24 protein-coding genes, 1 pseudogene and 1 riboswitch are annotated in these 19,686 nt (G+C 45.1%); of the genes and pseudogenes, 18 read left to right on the top strand and 7 right to left on the bottom strand.

The genetic code is table 11. The features are described 5' to 3' along the window. The first annotated feature begins 13 nt into the window (after positions 1–13). On the top strand, positions 14–502 hold the full coding sequence (locus tag QMA01_RS09970) for a GNAT family N-acetyltransferase (RefSeq protein WP_191714954.1): 489 nt from the start codon (positions 14–16) through the stop codon (positions 500–502). A gap of 58 nt (positions 503–560) precedes the next feature. On the opposite strand, the gene QMA01_RS09975 is transcribed toward QMA01_RS09970, so the two are convergent. After that, positions 561–884 (bottom strand): CHY zinc finger protein, encoded by a 324-nt coding sequence (locus QMA01_RS09975; protein ID WP_191714955.1) that lies wholly within the window; start codon positions 882–884, stop codon positions 561–563. 211 nt (positions 885–1,095) lie between these two features. Further along, positions 1,096–1,266: riboswitch (FMN riboswitch) on the top strand. A gap of 62 nt (positions 1,267–1,328) precedes the next feature. On the opposite strand from QMA01_RS09975, the gene QMA01_RS09980 reads away from it, so the two are divergent. The 6 genes and pseudogenes from QMA01_RS09980 to QMA01_RS10005 all read left to right on the top strand — a co-directional run bounded on the left by QMA01_RS09980 (position 1,329) and on the right by QMA01_RS10005 (position 4,706). Then, entirely contained in the window at positions 1,329–1,601 is a 273-nt protein-coding gene (locus tag QMA01_RS09980; protein WP_290214892.1) for a hypothetical protein, read from the top strand. Beyond that, entirely contained in the window at positions 1,602–2,231 is a 630-nt protein-coding gene (gene ribE / locus QMA01_RS09985) for a riboflavin synthase (RefSeq protein WP_290214893.1), read from the top strand. A gap of 17 nt (positions 2,232–2,248) precedes the next feature. After that, positions 2,249–2,851 (top strand): annotated as a pseudogene (gene ribB / locus QMA01_RS09990) (3,4-dihydroxy-2-butanone-4-phosphate synthase); the annotation flags it as partial. Between the two features lie 39 nt (positions 2,852–2,890). After that, entirely contained in the window at positions 2,891–3,355 is a 465-nt protein-coding gene (ribH, locus tag QMA01_RS09995) for a 6,7-dimethyl-8-ribityllumazine synthase (protein WP_191714958.1), read from the top strand. Positions 3,356–3,541: 186 nt separating this feature from the next. Further along, positions 3,542–4,096 carry a DUF421 domain-containing protein gene (locus QMA01_RS10000; protein WP_290214894.1) on the top strand — a complete coding sequence of 185 codons (555 nt, stop codon included), beginning with the start codon at positions 3,542–3,544 and terminating at the stop codon, positions 4,094–4,096. Between the two features lie 79 nt (positions 4,097–4,175). Continuing rightward, a complete protein-coding gene (locus QMA01_RS10005) occupies positions 4,176–4,706 on the top strand; it encodes a histidine phosphatase family protein (protein WP_290214895.1) in 531 nt (176 codons plus the stop codon). 51 nt (positions 4,707–4,757) lie between these two features. Here QMA01_RS10005 and QMA01_RS10010 read toward each other — a convergent pair whose 3' ends face one another. After that, entirely contained in the window at positions 4,758–5,381 is a 624-nt protein-coding gene (locus tag QMA01_RS10010; RefSeq protein ID WP_290214896.1) for a flavodoxin family protein, read from the bottom strand. 111 nt (positions 5,382–5,492) lie between these two features. On the opposite strand from QMA01_RS10010, the gene QMA01_RS10015 reads away from it, so the two are divergent. The 6 genes from QMA01_RS10015 to QMA01_RS10040 all read left to right on the top strand — a co-directional run bounded on the left by QMA01_RS10015 (position 5,493) and on the right by QMA01_RS10040 (position 12,761). Next, positions 5,493–7,313, top strand: coding sequence for an LTA synthase family protein (locus QMA01_RS10015; RefSeq protein ID WP_290214897.1), 1,821 nt, complete (start codon positions 5,493–5,495; stop codon positions 7,311–7,313). Positions 7,314–7,378: 65 nt separating this feature from the next. Beyond that, complete coding sequence (locus QMA01_RS10020) at positions 7,379–8,392, top strand: YcjF family protein (protein WP_191714963.1); 1,014 nt, start codon at positions 7,379–7,381, stop codon at positions 8,390–8,392. A 105-nt stretch (positions 8,393–8,497) separates the two neighbouring features. After that, positions 8,498–9,178 carry a response regulator transcription factor gene (locus tag QMA01_RS10025; RefSeq protein WP_290183883.1) on the top strand — a complete coding sequence of 227 codons (681 nt, stop codon included), beginning with the start codon at positions 8,498–8,500 and terminating at the stop codon, positions 9,176–9,178. Beyond that, the gene (locus QMA01_RS10030) at positions 9,159–10,562 is read left to right on the top strand and encodes a sensor histidine kinase (RefSeq protein WP_290214898.1); all 1,404 of its coding nucleotides are present in this window, start codon (positions 9,159–9,161) and stop codon (positions 10,560–10,562) included. The genes QMA01_RS10025 and QMA01_RS10030 overlap by 20 nt, the downstream gene beginning before the upstream one ends. Before the next feature lie 126 nt (positions 10,563–10,688). Then, the gene (locus tag QMA01_RS10035; RefSeq protein WP_290214899.1) at positions 10,689–11,555 is read left to right on the top strand and encodes a peptidylprolyl isomerase; all 867 of its coding nucleotides are present in this window, start codon (positions 10,689–10,691) and stop codon (positions 11,553–11,555) included. Positions 11,556–11,567: 12 nt separating this feature from the next. Beyond that, positions 11,568–12,761 carry a S1C family serine protease gene (locus tag QMA01_RS10040; RefSeq protein ID WP_290214996.1) on the top strand — a complete coding sequence of 398 codons (1,194 nt, stop codon included), beginning with the start codon at positions 11,568–11,570 and terminating at the stop codon, positions 12,759–12,761. Between the two features lie 125 nt (positions 12,762–12,886). Here the strand turns inward: QMA01_RS10040 and QMA01_RS10045 are convergent, their stop codons facing one another. Together QMA01_RS10045 and QMA01_RS10050 are read right to left on the bottom strand one after the other, a co-directional pair. Further along, positions 12,887–13,090 carry a hypothetical protein gene (locus QMA01_RS10045; protein WP_191714967.1) on the bottom strand — a complete coding sequence of 68 codons (204 nt, stop codon included), beginning with the start codon at positions 13,088–13,090 and terminating at the stop codon, positions 12,887–12,889. Positions 13,091–13,144: 54 nt separating this feature from the next. Further along, positions 13,145–13,849 (bottom strand): type 1 glutamine amidotransferase domain-containing protein, encoded by a 705-nt coding sequence (locus tag QMA01_RS10050; RefSeq protein ID WP_191714968.1) that lies wholly within the window; start codon positions 13,847–13,849, stop codon positions 13,145–13,147. Positions 13,850–13,953: 104 nt separating this feature from the next. Between QMA01_RS10050 and ytvA the strand changes: the two genes are divergently transcribed. The 5 genes from ytvA (at position 13,954) to QMA01_RS10075 (ending at position 17,351) form a co-directional block, all read left to right on the top strand. Then, positions 13,954–14,796 (top strand): YtvA family blue-light photoreceptor, encoded by an 843-nt coding sequence (ytvA, locus tag QMA01_RS10055; RefSeq protein WP_290183887.1) that lies wholly within the window; start codon positions 13,954–13,956, stop codon positions 14,794–14,796. Between the two features lie 67 nt (positions 14,797–14,863). After that, positions 14,864–15,283: an organic hydroperoxide resistance protein gene (locus QMA01_RS10060; protein ID WP_191714970.1), complete on the top strand. Its 420-nt coding sequence runs from the start codon at positions 14,864–14,866 to the stop codon at positions 15,281–15,283. A 157-nt stretch (positions 15,284–15,440) separates the two neighbouring features. Next, positions 15,441–15,725, top strand: coding sequence for a hypothetical protein (locus tag QMA01_RS10065; RefSeq protein WP_290183888.1), 285 nt, complete (start codon positions 15,441–15,443; stop codon positions 15,723–15,725). Between the two features lie 22 nt (positions 15,726–15,747). Then, a complete protein-coding gene (locus QMA01_RS10070; RefSeq protein WP_191714972.1) occupies positions 15,748–16,566 on the top strand; it encodes a manganese catalase in 819 nt (272 codons plus the stop codon). Positions 16,567–16,658: 92 nt separating this feature from the next. Continuing rightward, entirely contained in the window at positions 16,659–17,351 is a 693-nt protein-coding gene (locus QMA01_RS10075; protein ID WP_290214900.1) for a YqjF family protein, read from the top strand. 84 nt (positions 17,352–17,435) lie between these two features. Here the strand turns inward: QMA01_RS10075 and QMA01_RS10080 are convergent, their stop codons facing one another. The 3 genes from QMA01_RS10080 to QMA01_RS10090 form a co-directional block, all read right to left on the bottom strand. Then, on the bottom strand, positions 17,436–17,828 hold the full coding sequence (locus tag QMA01_RS10080; protein ID WP_191714974.1) for a DUF2512 family protein: 393 nt from the start codon (positions 17,826–17,828) through the stop codon (positions 17,436–17,438). Positions 17,829–17,950: 122 nt separating this feature from the next. Next, complete coding sequence (locus QMA01_RS10085) at positions 17,951–18,826, bottom strand: SDR family oxidoreductase (protein WP_191714975.1); 876 nt, start codon at positions 18,824–18,826, stop codon at positions 17,951–17,953. Between the two features lie 188 nt (positions 18,827–19,014). Beyond that, positions 19,015–19,677: a superoxide dismutase family protein gene (locus QMA01_RS10090; RefSeq protein WP_290183891.1), complete on the bottom strand. Its 663-nt coding sequence runs from the start codon at positions 19,675–19,677 to the stop codon at positions 19,015–19,017. Between the last annotated feature and the right edge of the window lie 9 nt (positions 19,678–19,686).

Consider the following 19,686-nt stretch of genomic DNA (forward strand, 5'->3'; position numbering starts at 1 on the left):
GAGGCCGCTTCACGTGATTAAGAAAAGAGAAGTTACATTGCACCGCTATTCTTCAGGAGTTTCGATTGATTACGATTTGCCATCAGATCAATTGGAATTTACACGTCTGCCTAAGGAAATTGTAGAAAAAGATGCAAAAGACCGATCGAAACATTTCATCATCATAAAGGCACGAGGCGAAGACGCGGGTTTTTTTGAACTGGATGAATCAGAAGATCGGAAAAAGTATTCGGATAATCCGAAAGCCTTGTTGCTGAGAGGATTTTCGGTGAATCCTAAATTCCAAGGCAGAGGCATCGCTACAGGTTCCATTTATGCGCTTCCTGAATTTATGAAGACGGAATTTCCGGGCTTTGATGAAGTGGTACTAGGCGTCAATGCCCGTAATCTTCCGGCTCAACGCCTTTACCAAAAAGCCGGATTCAAAGATACAGGCAGACGGATTATGCGGACCAAAGGCGAACAGCATGTAATGTCCCTATATTTAAATGAAAAAGAGTGAAAGCAGAAATGCTTTCGCTCTTTTATTTTCAACTGGAAAATGCACTCCTTTCAGCTCCTTATCCGAAGTATAGGTGTTTATGCAAATTGCAGCCTGGATTGAATGGCGATGAACAGGAAGGGCAGGTTGAAGCGCAGGCTAGATAGTCTTCGACCGACAGTTCATGTCCGCACGTTCCGCATAGCACCGCCTTTTCATCGAAACGGTCTTTGGGCCAAACCTCATGCTTGCCGCAACCTTCCGCTTGATGGCATTCAAAGCAGGGAAAGTATTCCTGGCAGCAAAAAAACTTAATGGCAATCCGGTCGATTGGAGAATGATAATGCAAACAACGTGTTTCCGCATCGACTTTAAGGCCTTTGACAATTTGGTGGTGGGCCATGTTAAAACCATCCTTTCTACAGCATGATTTGTTGGTGATAAGATTTCAAAAAACTATAGGTAGTTTGGGTTTTTTGAAACAATTTACCGATTGGTACCGGTGGAATATGGCATATGAAAAGCAAACTGCCCTGCTCCCAAAGGCCAATTTCTTATAACTTCTATAGTTCAGTTTCTTTCTATGCTACTATGAAAGGGACGAAACTACGAATCTAATTCTTCGGGGCAAGGTGAAATTCCTTACCGGCGGTGAGCAGGGAACTGCAAGTCCGTGACCCGGTTAAGCGAATGCAGGCATAGGCCACTATGTTTAAAGCGCTTAAGCGGTGGAGCTGGTGAAATTCCGGCACCGACAGTTACAGTCTGGATGGGAGAAGAATTCAGAGATCGGTTTCGTTATGTGCCTCTTCTTTTCAATCGTTTGAAATTGAAAGGAGGAATTTGTATGACCAAAATACCTGAACAGGGACCCGTCTCTGGAAATGCAACACACCGATCTTTAATGCTGCTCTTTTCCTCCGTGGAAACCGGGCTTTTTAAAGGTACCCAAAATTGTTGGGAAACCGGCCATCTTGTTAAAGAAGCAAGGCACATGCAAACAACCTTCAGCGCCATCCTTTCCTCACCACCCATACGCCCCATGGTGGAAAGCACCCAACTACTTGTACGAAAACGAATTAAATCTGCTCCGGCGACCGGAATGGAGGAGTGTGCCTAAATGTTTACAGGTATAGTCGAAGAAGTCGGCCGCGTTGCGCAAGTCCGCGCAAAACCGCAGGCTATGGAACTGACGATTTCCTGTGTGCTGATTTTGGAGGACATGAAGCGTGGAGACAGTATTTCCATAAACGGAGTGTGTTTGACTGTTTCTTCCTTCGATGCTCAAACGTTCACAGTCGATGTCATTCCAGAAACGGTCAAGTCTTCAACAATGAAGGAATTAAAAACAGGAGCGCGCGTAAATCTCGAGCGTGCCATGCCAGCCACCGGCCGCTTTGGCGGCCATTTCGTCAGCGGCCATATCGATGGCGTCGGCGTGATCCGTTCAGTGAAGAAAGAAGCCAATGCTGTCACCAAAACAATTGAACTCGATCCTCAGCTGATGAAATACATGATGCTGAAGGGTTCGATAGCAGTTGATGGGACTTCATTGACGATTTTTAAACTTGGCCACAATGCGGTGGCCATTTCCCTCATCCCGACCACACGGGAGGATTCGTTATTAGGCGAAAAAGGGATTGGCGATAAGGTCAATATTGAGTGTGATCTCTTGGCGAAGTATACCGAACGAGTTCAAACCGCAGAACCGAAAATCAGCAGAAGCTGGCTTGCGGAAAATGGATTTTAAAGGGAGATGCTGAAATGATGTTCTACACTGTAGAAAAAGCCGTCGAAGATTTAAAGGCTGGAAAAGCAGTTATTGTAATCGATGATGAAGACAGAGAAAACGAAGGCGATTTTATCGCATTAGCAGAGTTTGCTTCGCCTGAGATTGTCAATTTGATGGCGACGGAAGGGCGAGGATTAATTTGTGTCCCGATTGCCGGTTCCATCGCCCAGCGATTGGAGTTTGGCTTGATGACTGATCAAAATACAGATGAATTCGGCACCGCCTTCACCATCAGCATTGACCATAGAGATACAACCACGGGTATCAGCGCTTTTGAGCGTTCCCACACCATCACCAGCCTGATCAAGCAAGAAGCGAAGGCTGCAGACTTTAAACGTCCGGGCCACATTTTTCCATTGATTGCGAAAGATGGCGGCGTGCTTGAACGGGCAGGCCATACGGAAGCAGCTGTCGATTTGGCGAAGCTTGCGGGATCTGCTCCGGCAGGGGTCATCTGCGAAATCATGAACCCAGACGGCAGGATGGCACGTGTGGATGATTTGGAGAAAGTGGCAGAACGGCTCAACCTTGGGGTGTTGACAATCAAGGATTTGGTTGCGTATCAGCAGAAAAACCAGCATACATCAGCGTATTAATTCAATAGAGGAGATGGAAAAATGACTGTTCATTTTGAAGGATATTTAAACGGTGAAGGGTTGCGGATCGGCATTGTGGTCGGACGCTTTAATGAATTTATCACCAGCAAACTATTGAGCGGAGCAGAAGACGCATTAAAACGCCATGGCGTTGGAGAAGATGACGTCTCGATCGCCTGGGTACCGGGAGCTTTTGAAATTCCCCTGGTGGCCAAAAAGATGGCGATGAGCGGGAACTATGACGCCGTCATTACTCTTGGCACAGTCATCAGAGGTGCGACGCCTCATTTCGACTATGTCTGCAGTGAAGTGGCAAAAGGCGTTTCACGGGCCAGCGACCAAGCCAATATCCCGGTCATTTTCGGGGTTTTGACCACGGATTCCATTGAACAGGCCATTGAACGTGCTGGCACAAAAGCCGGCAACAAAGGCTGGGAATCTGCCGCAGGCGCCATTGAAATGGCCAATCTTATGAAAAAATTATAATCTACTGGCACCTGGGCTTTTGTCCGGGTGTTTTTTTGATTAAAAGATGAAGTTTAGGGGAAAGGGATGTATAACGACCTTAGGACTGGAGGATCAGTAGGATGATGTATATAGAAATAGCTTCAAAACTATTTTTTGGCTTAATTGCATTATTGTTGATTACTCGTATCTTGGGGAAAAAAAGAAATGTCTCAGTTAACTCCCTTTGACTTTATTTATTCCATTGTGCTAGGCGGGATTTTGGAGGAAAGCATATATGATGATAAAGTAAACCCTTTGCATGTCTGGTTTGCGGTGGCTGTATGGGGAATCATGCTGTATATTATCGAAAAAACGACTCAAAAGAATGATAAAATAAGGAAACTTTTAAAAGGCGAGACCTCCATTTTAATTCAAGACGGCGAATTCAATATAGACGAATTAAATAAGAATCACCTGGAGATGGAACAGCTTCGCGTGATGCTTCGCCAACAAGGTGTTTTTTCATTGAGCGAAGTTTGTGATCTGTTTTTAGAACCAGGTGGAACAATTAGTTTAAAAAAATATGCCAAGTATAAAGAGGTAACGCCGGACATGTTGAATCTGCAGGCAAAAAATGAATCGATAAACTTTTTGTTTGTGGACGAGGGTAAAATAAATGAAGGGATTTTAGAATATGTTGGGAAATCAAAACAATGGCTGTATGACTCCCTTGCCGAGGAAGGTTATCCAAACCTCAAGGAAGTTTTGTATGCGGAGTGATCGGAAACAAATGGATTCTACATTAAGGGATACGATAAAAGTAAAGAGAACATCAAAAAAGTGAACTAGGGTGGAGAGTATGAAAAAAACAATTTACTTGATTAGGCATTGCCAAGCAACTGGACAGGCACCGGATGCAGAGTTGACAGAAGCGGGCAGGCAGCAAGCGCATATATTGGCGGATTTTTTGGGAAATCAGAGAGTGGCCCATCTTGTCGCCAGTCCATTTACCCGGGCCATCCAATCCATTGAACCGGTGGCGGATCGATTAGGTTTGCCGATTGAAGTGGATGACCGATTGGCTGAACGCGTGTTGAGCACGCAGGACTTGCCGGACTGGATGGAAAAACTGGAGGAATCGTTCGGTGATGAAGAGCTGAAGCTTGCGGGAGGCGAATCGGGAAAAGAAGCGGCTGACCGCGCAATGGAAGTGATGAGTGAAATGAAAGATGGGACGGCAGCGGTGACACATGGAAACTTATTAGGTCTGCTCTTGAAAAAAATCGATTCAGGCTATGGGTTTTCAGAATGGCAAAAGCTGACGAATCCGGATGTCTATAAAGTGGAAGTGGAAAATGGCCATTCCTCAGTGGCGCGGATATGGAAATGACAATTTAAAAAGACCAACAGCTGAGGAGGCTGTTGGCTGTTTAGCGGAATGTCATTCCAGCGTATTTCCTTCATTTGGAATGGGATTATTCTTGAGCAGTCCAGCTAAATGATAGGTATTATAAGCAAGCCGCTGAATTGCGGATTTGGTGAATTCATTGTTGCGCCCGGCATCCATATAAGAATCGCCGGGTCCTGCTTCACCGACCCAATAAGCATCAACATTCGGCGGGATAACAAAACCGATATGGGAAAGCCCGTATAGAATGGAAGCCGCTGAATGTTTTGCTCCATCTTCGTTGCCGGTTACAACCACGCCGCCAACTTTATTGTAGAAAACGGCTTGCCCTTTGTCGTTGGTGACGCTGCTGCTTCCATAAAGGCGTTCAATGGCTTGCGTCGCCAAGGAACTTTTTTCGCCTAGCCAAATGGGGGTGCCGATAATGACAATATCTGCAGCCAATACTTTCTCAAGGATTTGGGGCCATTCATCACCGTCGCCCATGTCTTCCTGGACACCATAGGCGATGGAGTAATCAGCCAAACGCAAGGTTTCAGATTCTACTCTCAATTGATTATAATGGTATTGAACATCCTTGATAAACCCTTCTGTATGAGAAGGTTCTTTGGAATTTTTTAACGAAGTGTTAAGGAAAAGTGCTTTTAAGGATTGCATTTTATCGCTCCTTTTATATTTTCGTTTCTGTTTAGTCCTTGTTTTCCCTTTTACCAGGAATATATGCAACAATCGATTCGAGCAATCGTCTGAAGAAAAGAGGTGTTTCAAATGAAAAAAAATGATGCCCTGCCCTATATACTGATTTTCCTCTTGTTGCTAATTAAAGTGAGTGCTTTTCGTGTGCTTATTTTTGATACAAAATCGATTTTGCATATTGTTTTGATTGAATTTCCAATGTGGGCCCTTCTGTTATCTGCTGTTTTGCTGCTGGCAAAAAAACGGATATGGTTGGCTGTTTTTATTTTTAATCTGCTGACTTCCGTCATTTTCTTTACTGTCACGTTGTATATACGCTATTATTCCACCATCCCTTCTTACTACGATTTACAGCAGCTGACGCAGTCGAGTTCTGTCAGCAATACCATTTCGATGCTTGCAAACCCCTGGGATTTCCTGTTTTTCCTGGATGCGATTTTGCTGGTGTTCATTGCCCGCCGCTTCGAAAAAACGGTGAAAATTGTTGCCATGAAATATACGGCAGTCACTATGGCCGCGATTTGTGCGATTACCATTGTGTATGCGCTGCAACAACCGATCATTGATGTTTCTTATTTTGCGAAAGAAAATGGATTTTTGCAGTCTCAGCTGGCTCAATTGTATAATCGTTCCACAGAAACCGCACATGCCTCTTCCAGCAAGCTGTCAGCTAAAGAATTGGAAGAGTTGAAAGGCAATAAGTATGTGGAAGTCAGTAAACACGACAATTTTGGAATCGCGGAAGGGCGGCATTTATTCGTCATCCAAGTAGAATCACTGCAGAATTTCGTGATTGGCCGAACCTTGCACGGCCAGGAAATCACACCAAACCTCAATAAGCTGTTGAGTGAAAGTGCCTACTTCTCCAATGTCTTCCAACAGGTGGGCGCGGGGACAACTTCTGATGCAGAATGGATGGCCAATACCGGACTGTATCCGCAAGGCATGATTCCGACGGCCAACAGCCTCACCGGAAAAGAAGTGCCTTCCCTGGCCCGTACATTAAAAGACGAAGGTTATGGATCTGCCACCTACCATGCGGACGATGTGACATTTTGGAACCGGGATGTGCTTTATCCGGTTCTTGGTTACGAAGAGGTCTTCTCGATCGATGACCTCCCAAATATCAAAACTGTCGGCTTCGGTCCGGCAGATGAAGTGCTGTTTGATTTTGTAGCAGGAGAACTGCCGCGCCAGCTCGACACTTACGAGCGTATTTATGCCAACATCGTTACAGTCACCAGCCATACTCCATTTGAAATGCCGGGTGCTATGGAGTATCTTAACCTCCCAGCAGAATACGAAGGCATGTACATTGGGAACTATCTGCAATCCATCCGCTATGCAGACGAACAAATCGGCTTATTTATACAGGAACTGAAGGATCGGGGGATTTACGAAGAATCCTTAATTGCCATTTTTGGAGACCACTCCGGCATGCACGGCACTTTAGTGACGGAAGAAGACCGGCAGCTATTAAGCAACTTCTTGGGGCATACGTATTCTTTAAAAGATCAATTTACCATTCCGTTGATTTTTACAGGTGGAAATCTGTTTGAAGAAGCTGAAATGACGCGTCTAGGCGGCCAGGCCGACATTATGCCGACATTATTGGCGCTGCTTGGGGTGGAGCACGACGAGCCGATGATGGGGCACAATCTATTCCATTACAAAAAAAATCTGCTGGGCATGCGCTATTATATGCCTGGAGGGTCCTACATCCAGTCGGAACAATTCTATAAAGCGCCTGGAGCCAAACTGCCTGAAGTGCTGTACGATTTAAAGAGCATGGAAAAGCGCAGTAAAAACAGCGAAGCTAAAAAACATATCCGGGATACGGAAACCTTGATGAACTATGCGGATACGTTATTAAAAGACTATATCGAGGAATAATTCCATCCGGTATAGGGAAGCCGTTATAATAGACAGTAAGTATGAAATGAGGGGGAAACCGGTCTATGGTAAAAGAATTTGAAAAAGAAGTCATGCAGGCAATGGACAAGATGTTTGAAAATGAAATGAAAAAAGTCAATGATGCACTGGATCAAGATCTTCTGATTTCCTTAATCGGAGAAGTGAACGCGGGCAAATCATCCACCGTCAATAAAATCATCGGTGAAGATATTGCCAGCACCAACCCGATGCCAGGGGAAACCGTCAGTGTGGATCCCTATAATATTCATGGCCTGGAAAATATCAAATTTATGGATACACCGGGCTTAAACGATCCGAATGATGAAAATCCCAAGAAAACACTGGAGTTCGTCCAGAAATCCGACGTCGTGCTGTTCTTCCTGAATGCAGCAGGAACGGTATTCTCTGAAAGCGAAAAAGAGAAATTCAATGAAATTGAAAAACACAATAAAGATATTTTAATTGTCTTGAATAAAATCGATGCAGCAGAGAATATTCCGTCCATTGTCCAGTTCGTCAAAGAGCATACCGCCCATAAATACAAAGTCATTCCGATTTCTTCGAAAACAGAAGAAAATCTGGAAACCTTAAAGAAGGAAATCCTTTTTTTGCTCGAAAAGAAAGGTAAAGACCTGCTCTTCGCCAAAAGCATGAAAGAAAAGTCTTCAGCTGCCACACGCTGGATCATTGGGGCTGGCGTTTCAGCTGGTGTGATCGGTGCATCGCCGATTCCAGGATCTGACGTGTTGCCGTTGACTACCTTGCAAGTTGGGTTGATCATCAAATTATCGAACCTTTACGATAAGCCATTAACCAAAAAAGCGGCAAAAGACATGATTGTCATTACGGCTACTCAAACCATCGGCCATACAATTTACCGCCAAGCCTTGAAATTCATTCCTGGAGCAGGATCCATTATTGGAGGGACTGTTGCTTCATCCATGACCTTGGCACTGGGTTATGGTGTCAAATATGCGTATGAAAACAATATCGCCATTGATTACGACATGATCGGCGATATCTTTGAGAAGCTTAAAAACCGTGAAAAAAAAGCCTGATCGCTTGCTGAACCGCTCTTCGAACGTTGAAGGGCGGTTTTCAAGTTGCTTGCGTCATTTGGATTTGTCATTTACCTTTAGGAGAAAGAACGACGGAGGTGCAGGATGAAGATATTGGTGGTGGAAGATAACCCAAGCGTCAGTTCCATGCTGGAGCTGTTCTTTTCAAAAGAAGGCATACAAGGTGAATTCGCAGCTGATGGACTGGAAGGATACCGTAAATACAAAGACGGAATATACGACCTGCTGATCTTGGACTGGATGCTTCCCGGGATGGATGGCATTGCACTATGCCGCAAAATCCGGGAGGAAGGAAACACGGTGCCGATCATCATGCTGACGGCAAAAGACAGTGAATCCGACCAGGTCATCGGTTTTGAAATGGGAGCAGACGATTATGTCACGAAACCATTCAGTCCGCTAACGTTGATGGCGCGAATCAAAGCGGTTACACGCCGAACACAGAAAGTCGAGCCTGTATCGGACTCCATCCAAACCGTCCATTTCATCGTCAACAAAGAGACGCGGGATGTACTGAAGGATGGGCAGGCGGTAGACAGCTTGACCCCGAAGGAATTCGATTTATTGCTGTTTTTCCTGCAGCATCCGAAGCAGGTGTTCAGCCGTGAACAATTATTGGAACAGGTATGGGGCTATCAGTTTTACGGCGACGAGCGGACAGTAGACGTTCACATCAAACGGTTGCGCAAGAAAATCGATGGCGGAGACAAGCTGTTCCATACGGTATGGGGAGTTGGCTATAAATTTGAAGAACACGCGAATTAAGTATTTCTATCAGCTGATTGCCAGCCATATGAGCATTTTGCTGATCGCATTTTTGATATTGAGTATTTTATTCGTCCGCTATGTGGATGATTTTGCCTATGATGAAAAAGCGGAAGAACTCGAGAATTACGGGGAACAGATCATCGCTGAACTTGAACGGGCACGCCCAGGCACTAATCTGCAGGCTTATGTATCGATCCTGGAAGCGCAGAACATCAGTTTCATCGTTTTTGATCAGCAGAGTCGGATTTTGTATCCAGTCTCAGGTTCGTTCCCGCCCGTAGAACTGACACAGGAAGAATGGAGTGTCATCGAACAGGGAGAAACACTGGTTGTCAATCGGGATGTCGAACGATTTGAACTCACAGTGACGTTTGTGGCTATGCCTTACTTTGAAAATAATCAGTTGGCAGGCGGTGTCCTGCTTGCTTCGCCCGTCAGCGGCGTCAGTGAAATGATTGCCGAGTTGAATAAAACCTTGATTACAACGATTTTGATTGCTTTTGCAATTGCCCTGCTGTTCAGCTTATGGCTGTCGAAAATGCATGTCAGTCGGATACAGCGGATGCGAAAAGCGACTTCCATGATCAGTGAAGGGCATTATGACGTCAATCTGCCGGAATCGAATTTCGATGAGTTTGGCGATTTGGCCCATGACTTCAACAAGATGGCGGCCAAGCTTCAGCAATCCAATGAAGAAATCGACCGCCTTGAAAACCGGAGGCGCCAGTTTATGGCGGACGTCTCGCATGAAATGCGGACGCCTTTGACGACGATTGCCGGCATCATTGAAGGGCTGCGCAACAATATGATTGAAGAAGGGCAAAGGGAAAAAGGCATTCGATTGGCAAGTGAAGAAACGAAGAGGCTGATGCGCCTGGTCAACGAAAACCTGGATTATGAGAAAATCAGATCCAATCAGGTGGAGCTGACTAAAGAAGAAATCGAAGCGGACGAACTTCTGGAAATTATCCAGGAACAGTTGTATCTGCAGGCAAAGCAGAAAGGGAATCTGATTGTGGTCAATACCCAGCCAGGTGATGTCATCTATGGCGATATGGACCGCCTGATTCAAATTCTGATGAACATCACTAAAAATGCGATCCAGTTTACCGAAAACGGCACGATTTCGCTTTCTACTTTCTCAGAGGGTGATGACATGGTGATCACCGTGGAAGACGACGGGTCAGGAATCGATGTCAAAGAAATCGATATGATTTGGCGTCGTTTCTACAAAGCGGATTTGTCACGCGGCAGCGGGCAATTTGGGCTTGGTTTGTCAATCGTCAAGCAATTGGTGACGCTGCATGACGGAGAAGTTCGCGTTGAAAGCGAAAAAGGGAAAGGGACGAAATTTATTATCCGCCTCCCCCACAAAAAGTAACCCTGGGATTTTCCCTCGGGTTATTTTTTGTGCCGAACTTTCTCTTTCTGTTAAAACTCTGGTCATAGTTTATTCATAACTGCTTGATAAGCTTTGTATAACGGCTTAAGAAAAGAGGGAACAGAGATGAAGAAAGTTTACTATATCGCCATTGGTGCGGCAGCGGCAGCGGGTATCTTTATGCTGGTTGCATTTTCAGAAGATGAAACAGTGGCTTCAGTAGGAGACACGAAAATTACAAAAGATGCACTATATGAAAAAATGTTGGCTTCTTCGGGGCCTGCGGCACTGGATGTTTTGATTTCCAATGAAGTGGTCAATCAGGAAGCGGATAAAGCGGGAGTCAAAGTGACGCAGGAAGAGCTGGATGCGGAAATGGCAGTTTACGAAGAAAGCTATGGCGGGACAGAAGCGCTTGAACAAGCTCTTGCTGCCAGCGGCATGGCGATAACGGATTTGAAAGAGGAGATGGAGATCTACTTGAAGGTCGAGAAAATCGTCGGGCCTGATATTAAGATAAGCGATGAACAGATCAAAACCTATTTCGAAGAAAATAAGGATGCATTCACTAAGCCAACACAGGTGGAAGCGAACCATATATTGGTAGCTACTCAGGAAGAAGCCGACGAAGTCAAAGCCAAGTTGGATGACGGCGGCGACTTCGCTGAAATGGCGGCGGAATATTCGACAGATACAAGCAATGCTGAAAATGGCGGTGCATTGGGAGCTTTTGGTGCCGGTGAAATGGCCCCTGAATTCGAGGAAGCTGCATTCAGTATGGAAGTAGATGAAATCAGTGAACCTGTCCAAACAGATTATGGATTCCATATTATCCAGGTGACAGGAAAAACCGCTGCAGTCGAGGCGAACTTGGAAGACAGCAAAGAGCAAATCAAAGAAACTTTATTTGACGAAGCGTTGAATACGAAATACGCAGAATGGCTGGCCGAAAAAACGGAATCATACGACATCGTTAATACGTTGGCAGAATAAGGAGGACACATGATGGGATATTATAATTCGAATGACAAGAAAACGGGCAAACGAGGCTATTTCGCTTCGAGCTTTACAGGATTGATTGCAGGGGCGTTATTGGTGGGAGTCATTTTGCCTGGCGTAACAGACGCAGAACCGGAAACGGCTGTAGGAGCAACAACAACCGAGTCGGTCAGTGGCGTGCAGACAACTTCCACAGTGGTCACTTCGGATGTGACGGAAATTGTAGAACAGACCAACGATGCGGTCGTTGGCGTTTCAAATTTGCAGATGGCACAGCAAAATCCATTTTCTGCCCCAACTGCCACAGACAATGAAGCGCAGGAGGCTGGTGCCGGATCTGGGGTGATCTACAAGAAAGACGGAGACACTGCCTATATTGTCACCAATAACCATGTTGTAGAAGGTGCCGAAGACGTCATGGTCACCTTGTCAGATGGAACTGAATTGGATGCAGAAGTGCTTGGGACGGATGTATGGACTGATTTGGCTGTTTTGAAAGTTCCAAGTAAAAGTATTGAAACAGTTGCTGAATTTGGAGATTCTTCAGTCTTGAAAGCCGGAGAACCGGTAATCGCAATTGGTAACCCGTTAGGCCTTCAATTCTCGGGATCGGTGACCACAGGGGTCATTTCGGGAACCGAGCGCTTGATTCCGATTGATGTAAACCAGGACGGCACAGAAGATTGGCAGTCGGAAGTTCTTCAAACTGATGCTGCCATCAACCCGGGCAATAGTGGGGGCGCGCTGATCAATGCTAAGGGTCAATTGATCGGCATCAACTCCATGAAAATTGCGCAAGCAGCAGTAGAAGGAATTGGTTTGGCCATCCCAATCAATACCGCTATCCCGATCATTGCAGATCTGGAGACCGAAGGCGCAGTTGAGCGCCCTTCGATGGGTGTCGCTATATTGGATTTAGCTGAAGTGCCAGCACAGTATCGCACTGGCCAATTAGGGTTGCCCGCAGAAGTGGAAGGCGGCATTGTCGTCCAATCCGTGGTCGAAGGATCCGGAGCGGCAACAGCCGGAATGGAAGCATATGATGTCATTGTTGAACTGGACGGCAAGCCGGTGAAATCAATTCTCGAGCTTCGCCAATACCTTTACAACGAAACGGAAGTTGGGGATACGTTGGAAGTGAAGGCTTATAGAGGCGGCGAACTCATGAGTTTCGAATTGGAATTGACGGAAAGCATGTAAGTGGAAAAGAGAAAGGATTTGGCATTGAAATAAAGGCTGCGAGTTTTTGAACAGCATAAAAGCTTCCCAATTGCGTGGGAAGCTTTTTGTGTGGGAATTTCTAAATGGCTCATGTAAGAAAGGGATCAGTTGAAAATTCCGAACCAATCTGTTGCGATTCCAAAACCGACAAGGATGAGAACGAGCACAACAAAAATAATGATGCCCAGCTGCAAAGGCTTGTAGCCTGTGGTTCTAGGTTCTTGCAATCCTTCTTTTTCTTCGTTCGGACGGCGCTTCGCTTCTTCTTCGGTTTCTTTCATGTAATCGTCTTTTTCATTATTGCTCATTTGAATGCCTCCTTGGACTTACCGTTAATAGTCTTTACCCTTAAAAATAAGGGTTCAATCCACTAATTTTTCTTCTGTTTTCAGTTCGCGCTGTGTCAATTTTTGTGCCAGTTCACGGCCAAAAAGCTGTGAAGATTGCGGATCTCGACCTGTCAGGATTTGTTTGCTGCCCCAAACAACATAGGCATCCTGTTCTTTTTCTTCATGGTAATCTGCGATTCTGCTCAATTCATCCTCTAAGCTGAAAGGCAGCAAATCCACCACTTCTTCAGGCTCATTTGCATTGGGATAGCCGGTTACTTTCAGCCCTTCAAGAATTCCGCGGCCTTCTCTGGTTTTCGTATAGATGAGTGGTGCCGGCCCGTGGCAAACTGCAGAAACGATACCACCCAATTCATACATAATATTAATGACAGCATGCAAATCTTCATTATGCGCCAAATCGAACATGGCTCCATGTCCACCAACAATCATGATGGCATCGTAGTCACTGGCTTTGACGTCCACAATCGGAGTTGTTTTATCTGCCATACCTGATTCATATTGTTTTTTATAAATTCCATCTGGATCATAATCTTTGCTGAGGCTTAATGGATCGACGACGGGTTTTCCGCCATCAATAGAAGCGAGTCCTACGGTATGGCCTTCTTTTTCAAGTTCCAATGCAGGTGCGAAAAGTTCTTCTGCCCACCAACCTGTTACATAATTATGCTCTTCATCTGTATAACCATTGGATAACACTGCCAATACTTTTGCCATGGTATCTTCCTCCTACTTTAAAAAGTCCTTGTTTCTTCATTTACCCTGTAAAGGAATCCTGAAACGTGCCAAATGAGCAGTTCGTGGATTTGGTCAGGGGAATTATGCTACGATTATTGCATGAATTGAAAGAAGAGGTGGACCACTTGAAAGAACTCACACAAGAAACGCAAGTAACCTTGCTGGAAGCCATGCTCGATGGCAGTAAAGTGGGGACGATCGTAACGGATCCGTCGCAACAGGATAATCCGATCATCTACACCAATCGAACGTTTATTGAAATGACAGGATATACACAACAAGAAGTAATCGGAAAGAACTGTCGATTTTTGCAGGGGCCAGAAACCGATAAAGAAGATATAGAGAAAATGAGGAAAGCTATTGCTGCTGAGGAAGCAATTACATTGACGTTGCGGAATTACCGGAAAGACGGTTCGCCGTTTTGGAACCGTTTGGCCATTGAACCCGTCCAAATAGAGGATAAACTGTATTTCATCGGTACGCAGACAGATATCACGCTGGAACGTTCCCAGCAACAGGCGATTATGGCCAATGAAGATGAAATCGAAAAGTTGATGCTTCCTATTCTATCCATACAAGAGAATGTAGCTACTGTCGCGCTGGTCGGTACGATGAATCTTCAACGTTTTGAAACCTTGAAGGTAAAAATCTGCGAGTATGTGCAAGAACATCGAATTGAGCACGCCATCATTGATATTACAGGCTTGTCCTGGAATGAAAAATCACCGCTTTATTGGTTCCAGCAGATTTACGAAGCGCTTCGGATTATGGGAAGCAATCTCTATGTAACCGGAATCTCTCCGGCCGCTGCACAGCAATTTGCCGACGACTTAGATCGGAACAGCCAGCTGATTACTTTTTCCACAATTGAAAGAGCTTTGAGTTTCATTACTCAAAAAACCACTGGAGAAAACCATTTCAGTTGACTAAGGATTGCCATAAGAGGTAAGTTTTAAGTGTTCTCAAATACAAATCAGGAAAGAGGTTGGAAAAATGTCAGCATTATTCACAACATCTGTAACAGCCACTGGTGGCCGTGAAGGAAGAGTCATTTCCGAAGACAATGTATTGGATCTTCAATTGGTTTCGCCGAAAGAATTGGGCGGTCCCGGAGGAGAAGGCACAAACCCTGAACAATTATTTGCAGCAGGTTACTCCGCTTGTTTTGACGGAGCATTGAACTTAATCATCAAAAGAGAAAAAGCAGATGTCTCCAGCACTTCCATTAAAGCGGATGTTCACTTCCTGAAAGATGAAGGAAATGACGGTTTTAAAATCGGTGTTACTTTAAATGCTCATTTAGAAGGTGTGGATGAAGCAACAGCGAAAGACCTTGTAGAAAAAGCACATGCGTTCTGCCCATACTCCAAAGCAACAAGAGGCAATGTCGACGTAGAATTGAAAATCGTATAAAAATTAGAAAAAGCCGGAAAGCTTCACTTTCCGGCTTTTTTTTATGGTGAAAAACTGAAGTAGTTGCAGTGGGAAATACAGAATATGGTTTTTAAAAAATAGAGCGGGGTAGAAAGATAATGCAGAGTCATAACGAAAATAGAGGAGGATGGAGGGAATGGATAAAGAACAGAGAAAGCAGCAGACTTCAGAAGACAGCAAAGTTACTGACCAAGATTCAAATGAATCGGCGAATCAGTTTAATGCAGGTGGTAATGACTCTGATTATGATGGTGGGCATCCAGGAGATGCCTTGAATGAAGAACAAAAGAAAGAACAGCAAGAATATAAAACCGGTACTTCCTATAATTCAGGTGGAAACGACTCTGATTACGACGGTGGGCATCCAGGAGATGTCGAGCCTGAAAGTAAGGGACACGTGGGTTCTAAAGACGAAAACTAAAATTATACAGGAGGTTTTATTTATGTTTTTTCACACAGGAGAACTTCAATACCACGCAAAACCGGATGCTCCAGATCCAGTCTTCGCTAAACAAGTACAGGAACTGATCGGCGGGCAATTCGGTGAAATGTCAGTTGCTATGCAATACTTATTCCAAGGGTGGAGCACAAGAGGGAACGAAAAATATAGAGATCTTCTGATGGATACTGGAACGCAGGAGTTGGGGCATATTGAAATGCTCGCAACAATGGTGGCCAGACTCCTTGAAGGGGCACCTGTTTATGAACAGGAAAAAGCTGCAAGCGATCCGATTATAGGCGCAATCATGGGTGGCATGAATCCGCAGCATGCCATTGTCCATGGATTAGGCGCTTCTCCAAAAGACAGCAATGGTGTGCCTTGGAACGCGGGATATATCGTAGCAAGCGGAAACCTGTTGGCGGATTTCCGCGCTAACGTCAATGCAGAATCACAGGGCCGTCTTCAAGTAGCCCGCCTTTACAGCATGACAGACGACAGAGGCGTAAAAGATCTGTTCTCATTCTTGCTTGCACGTGATACCATGCACCAAAACCAATGGCTAGCTGCTATAAAAGAATTGGAAGCGAAGGAAGGCCCGATTGTGCCTGGAACACTTCCTCCAGAATGGGAAGCGACAGAATTCTCCCACATCCTTTACACGAACTCAGAAAGCAGCAAAGAGCTGAAATGGATGAACGAGCCAGCACCGGATGGCCATGAATTTACATTCGGTAAACCAGAACCGTTGAGTGAAAAACCGGTGTTGAAGCCAGCTCCTCCAGAAGCACATAATTCATTGCCGGAAGATGAATTGAAATAATCAGCCCAGGCTGTCCCGAAGTCACCACTATTGGCTTTTAGGGGCAGCCTTTATTTTTTTCCAGAACATTTGCTGGGGAAGGAGGGGAAGAAGTGGCCGCAAGACCTTGGCTCATGAAACAGGAATGGAAAGACGTCGTTTTTCTGCATTGGCCTGTAAAACCTGAATGGCTGCGCCGATTTGTTCCCGATGAGCTGGAAATCGATTTATATGACGATCAAGCTTGGCTCGGAGTGGTATTTTTTCAAGCGAAAGCGACACGTCCACGATTTCTGCCTCCGGTTCCGGGAACACGTTCTTTCTTGGAGCTGAATGTCAGGACTTATGTGAAGTATGGAGACAGGAAAGGTGTGTATTTCTTTAGCTTGGATGCCAACAGCCTGCTTGCAGTGAAAGCCGCTTCTTATAGAGGTTTTTTGCCTTATCGCTACGCCGAAATAAGCATGACAAAAAAAGCCGGAAAATGGAGATTTTCCAGTCGGCGAATCGAAGCCGGACGGTTTCCTGAATCTTTCGATATGAGCTATAAACCTGCTTCTACAGCCATTGCTTCCAGCCCCGTAGAGCAATGGCTAACGGAACGTTATTGTTTATGGACTAAACCTGGAGACCGGCTTTACCGGGTCGATATTGCGCACTCGCCTTGGACCTTGCATTATTTAAAAGGACATATCAATCAAAATACAATGGCATCCTATCTTCCGGTTTCTTTGCATCGCCAGCAGCCAATGGCTCATTATTCGCGAAAGCAAAAAGTATATTTTTATGCGCCAGTGAAAGAGTAGGAAGAGACTGGGTGCAGTAAAATAAAATTGGATATTTGGAACTAAAAACACCGAGGCAGCTGCCCCGGTGTTTATTGAATGGCATTATTTTCGGTTGGGTTCTTGTTTTAAAGTATGGGAAGTCTCTTTTTGTTCCCAGATACGCTTTGTTAAATAAATATGGAAAAACCATTCGCCGACAGCAATAAGCAAGGCTGAATAGATTGCAGGCATGACAAGCGAAAAATCAGGATTATTAATCAGCCATAGCCCACCCAGCCAGACAATTAGAAATACCAGCACAAAGTCACCTCCGGTTGCCACTTTGTTGGAGGTTTTCGGATAAATAGTTAAATCACCAATAAAGCCGACAGCGGTGATGATCAGACTGAGGATGAAAATTTCAAAGACTTCCACTCCATAAGCAATGCCAAGTATGACAAACAATACGGAGAAGACCATAGCAAATTTAATCAAAATTGCCTCAAGATACTTCATGCTTTCCACCTTCTTGAAAAAGCTGTTGTTACTTTTCGTATACCCGTTTCAATCGATTCAATTCATAAAACCTGTAAAAAAAAGACAAAAAAAGACCCGGCTTTTGCCGGGGCTGCCACGGGTCAGGAACTGATGAAATCGCCGCCATTTACATGGATTGCCTGGCCTGTCACATAGGTTGAGTCTTTGGAAGCCAAGTAAACATAAGCAGGCGCTAATTCGGAAGGCTGTCCACGTCGCTCCATTGGGGTGTCGCCACCATGTTCGCCCACTTTTTCTGCTCCAAAGGTCGCTGGAATCAATGGCGTCCAAATAGGGCCTGGAGCCACTGAGTTGACGCGTATACCTTGTTCAGCGATATTGGCTGATAAGGAACGTGTAAAGCTGGTGATTGCGCCTTTTGTAGATGAATAATCAATCAGCTCCGGAGAACCGCGATAAGCCGTGACCGAAGATGTATTGATGATGCTATCGCCTTTTTGGAGATGCGGCAATGCAGCTTGCGTCAAATAGAACATGCTGAAGATATTAGTCGAAAAAGTCTCCATCAACTGATCTGGACTGATAGCCAAAAAATCATCCTGTGGGAATTGTTTTCCTGCATTATTGACCAAAATATTCAATTGGCCGAATTCGGAAATGACGTCCACTACCAGTTGATTGCATTTTTCTACATCGCTGACATCTGTAGCGAATTTTGCACCTTTGGCTCCATAAGATTCAATTGCTTTTATCGTTTCGTCAGCATCTTCGTGCTCATCTAAATAAGCAATTGCGACGTTGGCGCCTTCCTTCGCATAAGCTACTGCCACAGCACGGCCGATTCCACTGTCGCCTCCTGTCACCAGCGCAACTTTGCCTTCCAGTTTTCCAGAACCTTTGTAGTCTTTATCATCATAAATCGGTTCCGGACTCATTTGCTCTTCAGAACCAGGCTGTTTGGATTGCTCCTGCGGTTCTACCTGTTCATCGATTTCTTCAAATTTATCTTTAGCCATAATGAATCCTCCTCTAATTAAGTAGCATGTTTTCCTTATTCCCGTTGATGGCTTGCTTAAACGCAATCTCCAATAATATGGAAGGCGGTAGGGGAGGTGATTGTTTTGGTTTAGGAATAAAATAAAAAACGGAAACACCAGTCTGAATGAGGTGTTTCCGTTTGGGTTATGGGTGTTTTAAAACATGATTAAGATTCTCCTGTGACTACACCACAGGCAATTCGATCGCCCGAGTCACCGGAAGGGTCCGTCGTTTGATCATCTTCAGCGGCGTGTATAACAAGTGCTGTACCGCCTTCTTTGAGCAATGAGTTTTCTTCACCGATAGCGAGCGTGACATTTTCAGCTGTGAACTCCTGTGAAGCGGTGCCGTCAGAGCTGGCTTCAATATTCGGTAAATCACCGGCGTGAGGACCGTCGGGGTTGTCCATACCATGCATGGCATCGGCCGGATTGAAATGGCCGCCAGCCGTTTCGAAGTCAGGTCCTTCGCACATTCCGGTTTCATGGAAATGGATGCCGTGCATGCCTTCTTCCAAGCCTTCAACTTCAAGTGCTACCTTAACTCCGGCATCTTCTTCAGATAATTCCGCGGTGCCGATGGCATTTCCATCACTGTCCATCATTTCAACAGTAAGCATCAAAATTTCTTCACTGCTGCCTTCCTCTGTTTCCGCTTCATCCGCTTCTTCACCTTCGGGTGGACTTTCTTCTTCTCCTTCAATATCTTCAGTGTTTTCAGCCGGTGCACCATCTGATTCTGTAGGTGGATCTTCTGTGCTTTCATTGCCGCAGGCTGTTAAAAATAATAAGAAAGCCAGTACCAAAACAAGCATAAGCCATCGCTTCATCTGAACTCC

The sequence above is a fragment of the Planococcus notacanthi genome (assembly GCF_030407825.1).
GTDB lineage: Bacteria > Bacillota > Bacilli > Bacillales_A > Planococcaceae > Planococcus > Planococcus notacanthi.

Coding starts and splice junctions, on each gene's coding strand:
- QMA01_RS10010 (WP_290214896.1), bottom strand. CDS start 5,381: ATGCAATCCTTAAAAGCACTTTTCCTTAACACTTCGTTAAAAAATTCC.
- QMA01_RS10090 (WP_290183891.1), bottom strand. CDS start 19,677: ATGAAGCGATGGCTTATGCTTGTTTTGGTACTGGCTTTCTTATTATTT.
- QMA01_RS10020 (WP_191714963.1), top strand. CDS start 7,379: ATGGTAAAAGAATTTGAAAAAGAAGTCATGCAGGCAATGGACAAGATG.
- QMA01_RS10070 (WP_191714972.1), top strand. CDS start 15,748: ATGTTTTTTCACACAGGAGAACTTCAATACCACGCAAAACCGGATGCT.
- QMA01_RS09975 (WP_191714955.1), bottom strand. CDS start 884: ATGGCCCACCACCAAATTGTCAAAGGCCTTAAAGTCGATGCGGAAACA.
- ytvA (WP_290183887.1), top strand. CDS start 13,954: ATGCTACGATTATTGCATGAATTGAAAGAAGAGGTGGACCACTTGAAA.
- QMA01_RS10060 (WP_191714970.1), top strand. CDS start 14,864: ATGTCAGCATTATTCACAACATCTGTAACAGCCACTGGTGGCCGTGAA.
- QMA01_RS10045 (WP_191714967.1), bottom strand. CDS start 13,090: ATGAGCAATAATGAAAAAGACGATTACATGAAAGAAACCGAAGAAGAA.
- QMA01_RS10015 (WP_290214897.1), top strand. CDS start 5,493: ATGAAAAAAAATGATGCCCTGCCCTATATACTGATTTTCCTCTTGTTG.
- QMA01_RS10050 (WP_191714968.1), bottom strand. CDS start 13,849: ATGGCAAAAGTATTGGCAGTGTTATCCAATGGTTATACAGATGAAGAG.
- QMA01_RS10025 (WP_290183883.1), top strand. CDS start 8,498: ATGAAGATATTGGTGGTGGAAGATAACCCAAGCGTCAGTTCCATGCTG.
- ribH (WP_191714958.1), top strand. CDS start 2,891: ATGACTGTTCATTTTGAAGGATATTTAAACGGTGAAGGGTTGCGGATC.
- ribE (WP_290214893.1), top strand. CDS start 1,602: ATGTTTACAGGTATAGTCGAAGAAGTCGGCCGCGTTGCGCAAGTCCGC.
- QMA01_RS10065 (WP_290183888.1), top strand. CDS start 15,441: ATGGATAAAGAACAGAGAAAGCAGCAGACTTCAGAAGACAGCAAAGTT.
- QMA01_RS10080 (WP_191714974.1), bottom strand. CDS start 17,828: ATGAAGTATCTTGAGGCAATTTTGATTAAATTTGCTATGGTCTTCTCC.
- QMA01_RS09980 (WP_290214892.1), top strand. CDS start 1,329: ATGACCAAAATACCTGAACAGGGACCCGTCTCTGGAAATGCAACACAC.
- QMA01_RS10000 (WP_290214894.1), top strand. CDS start 3,542: ATGTCTCAGTTAACTCCCTTTGACTTTATTTATTCCATTGTGCTAGGC.
- QMA01_RS10040 (WP_290214996.1), top strand. CDS start 11,568: ATGGGATATTATAATTCGAATGACAAGAAAACGGGCAAACGAGGCTAT.
- QMA01_RS10085 (WP_191714975.1), bottom strand. CDS start 18,826: ATGGCTAAAGATAAATTTGAAGAAATCGATGAACAGGTAGAACCGCAG.
- QMA01_RS10005 (WP_290214895.1), top strand. CDS start 4,176: ATGAAAAAAACAATTTACTTGATTAGGCATTGCCAAGCAACTGGACAG.
- QMA01_RS10035 (WP_290214899.1), top strand. CDS start 10,689: ATGAAGAAAGTTTACTATATCGCCATTGGTGCGGCAGCGGCAGCGGGT.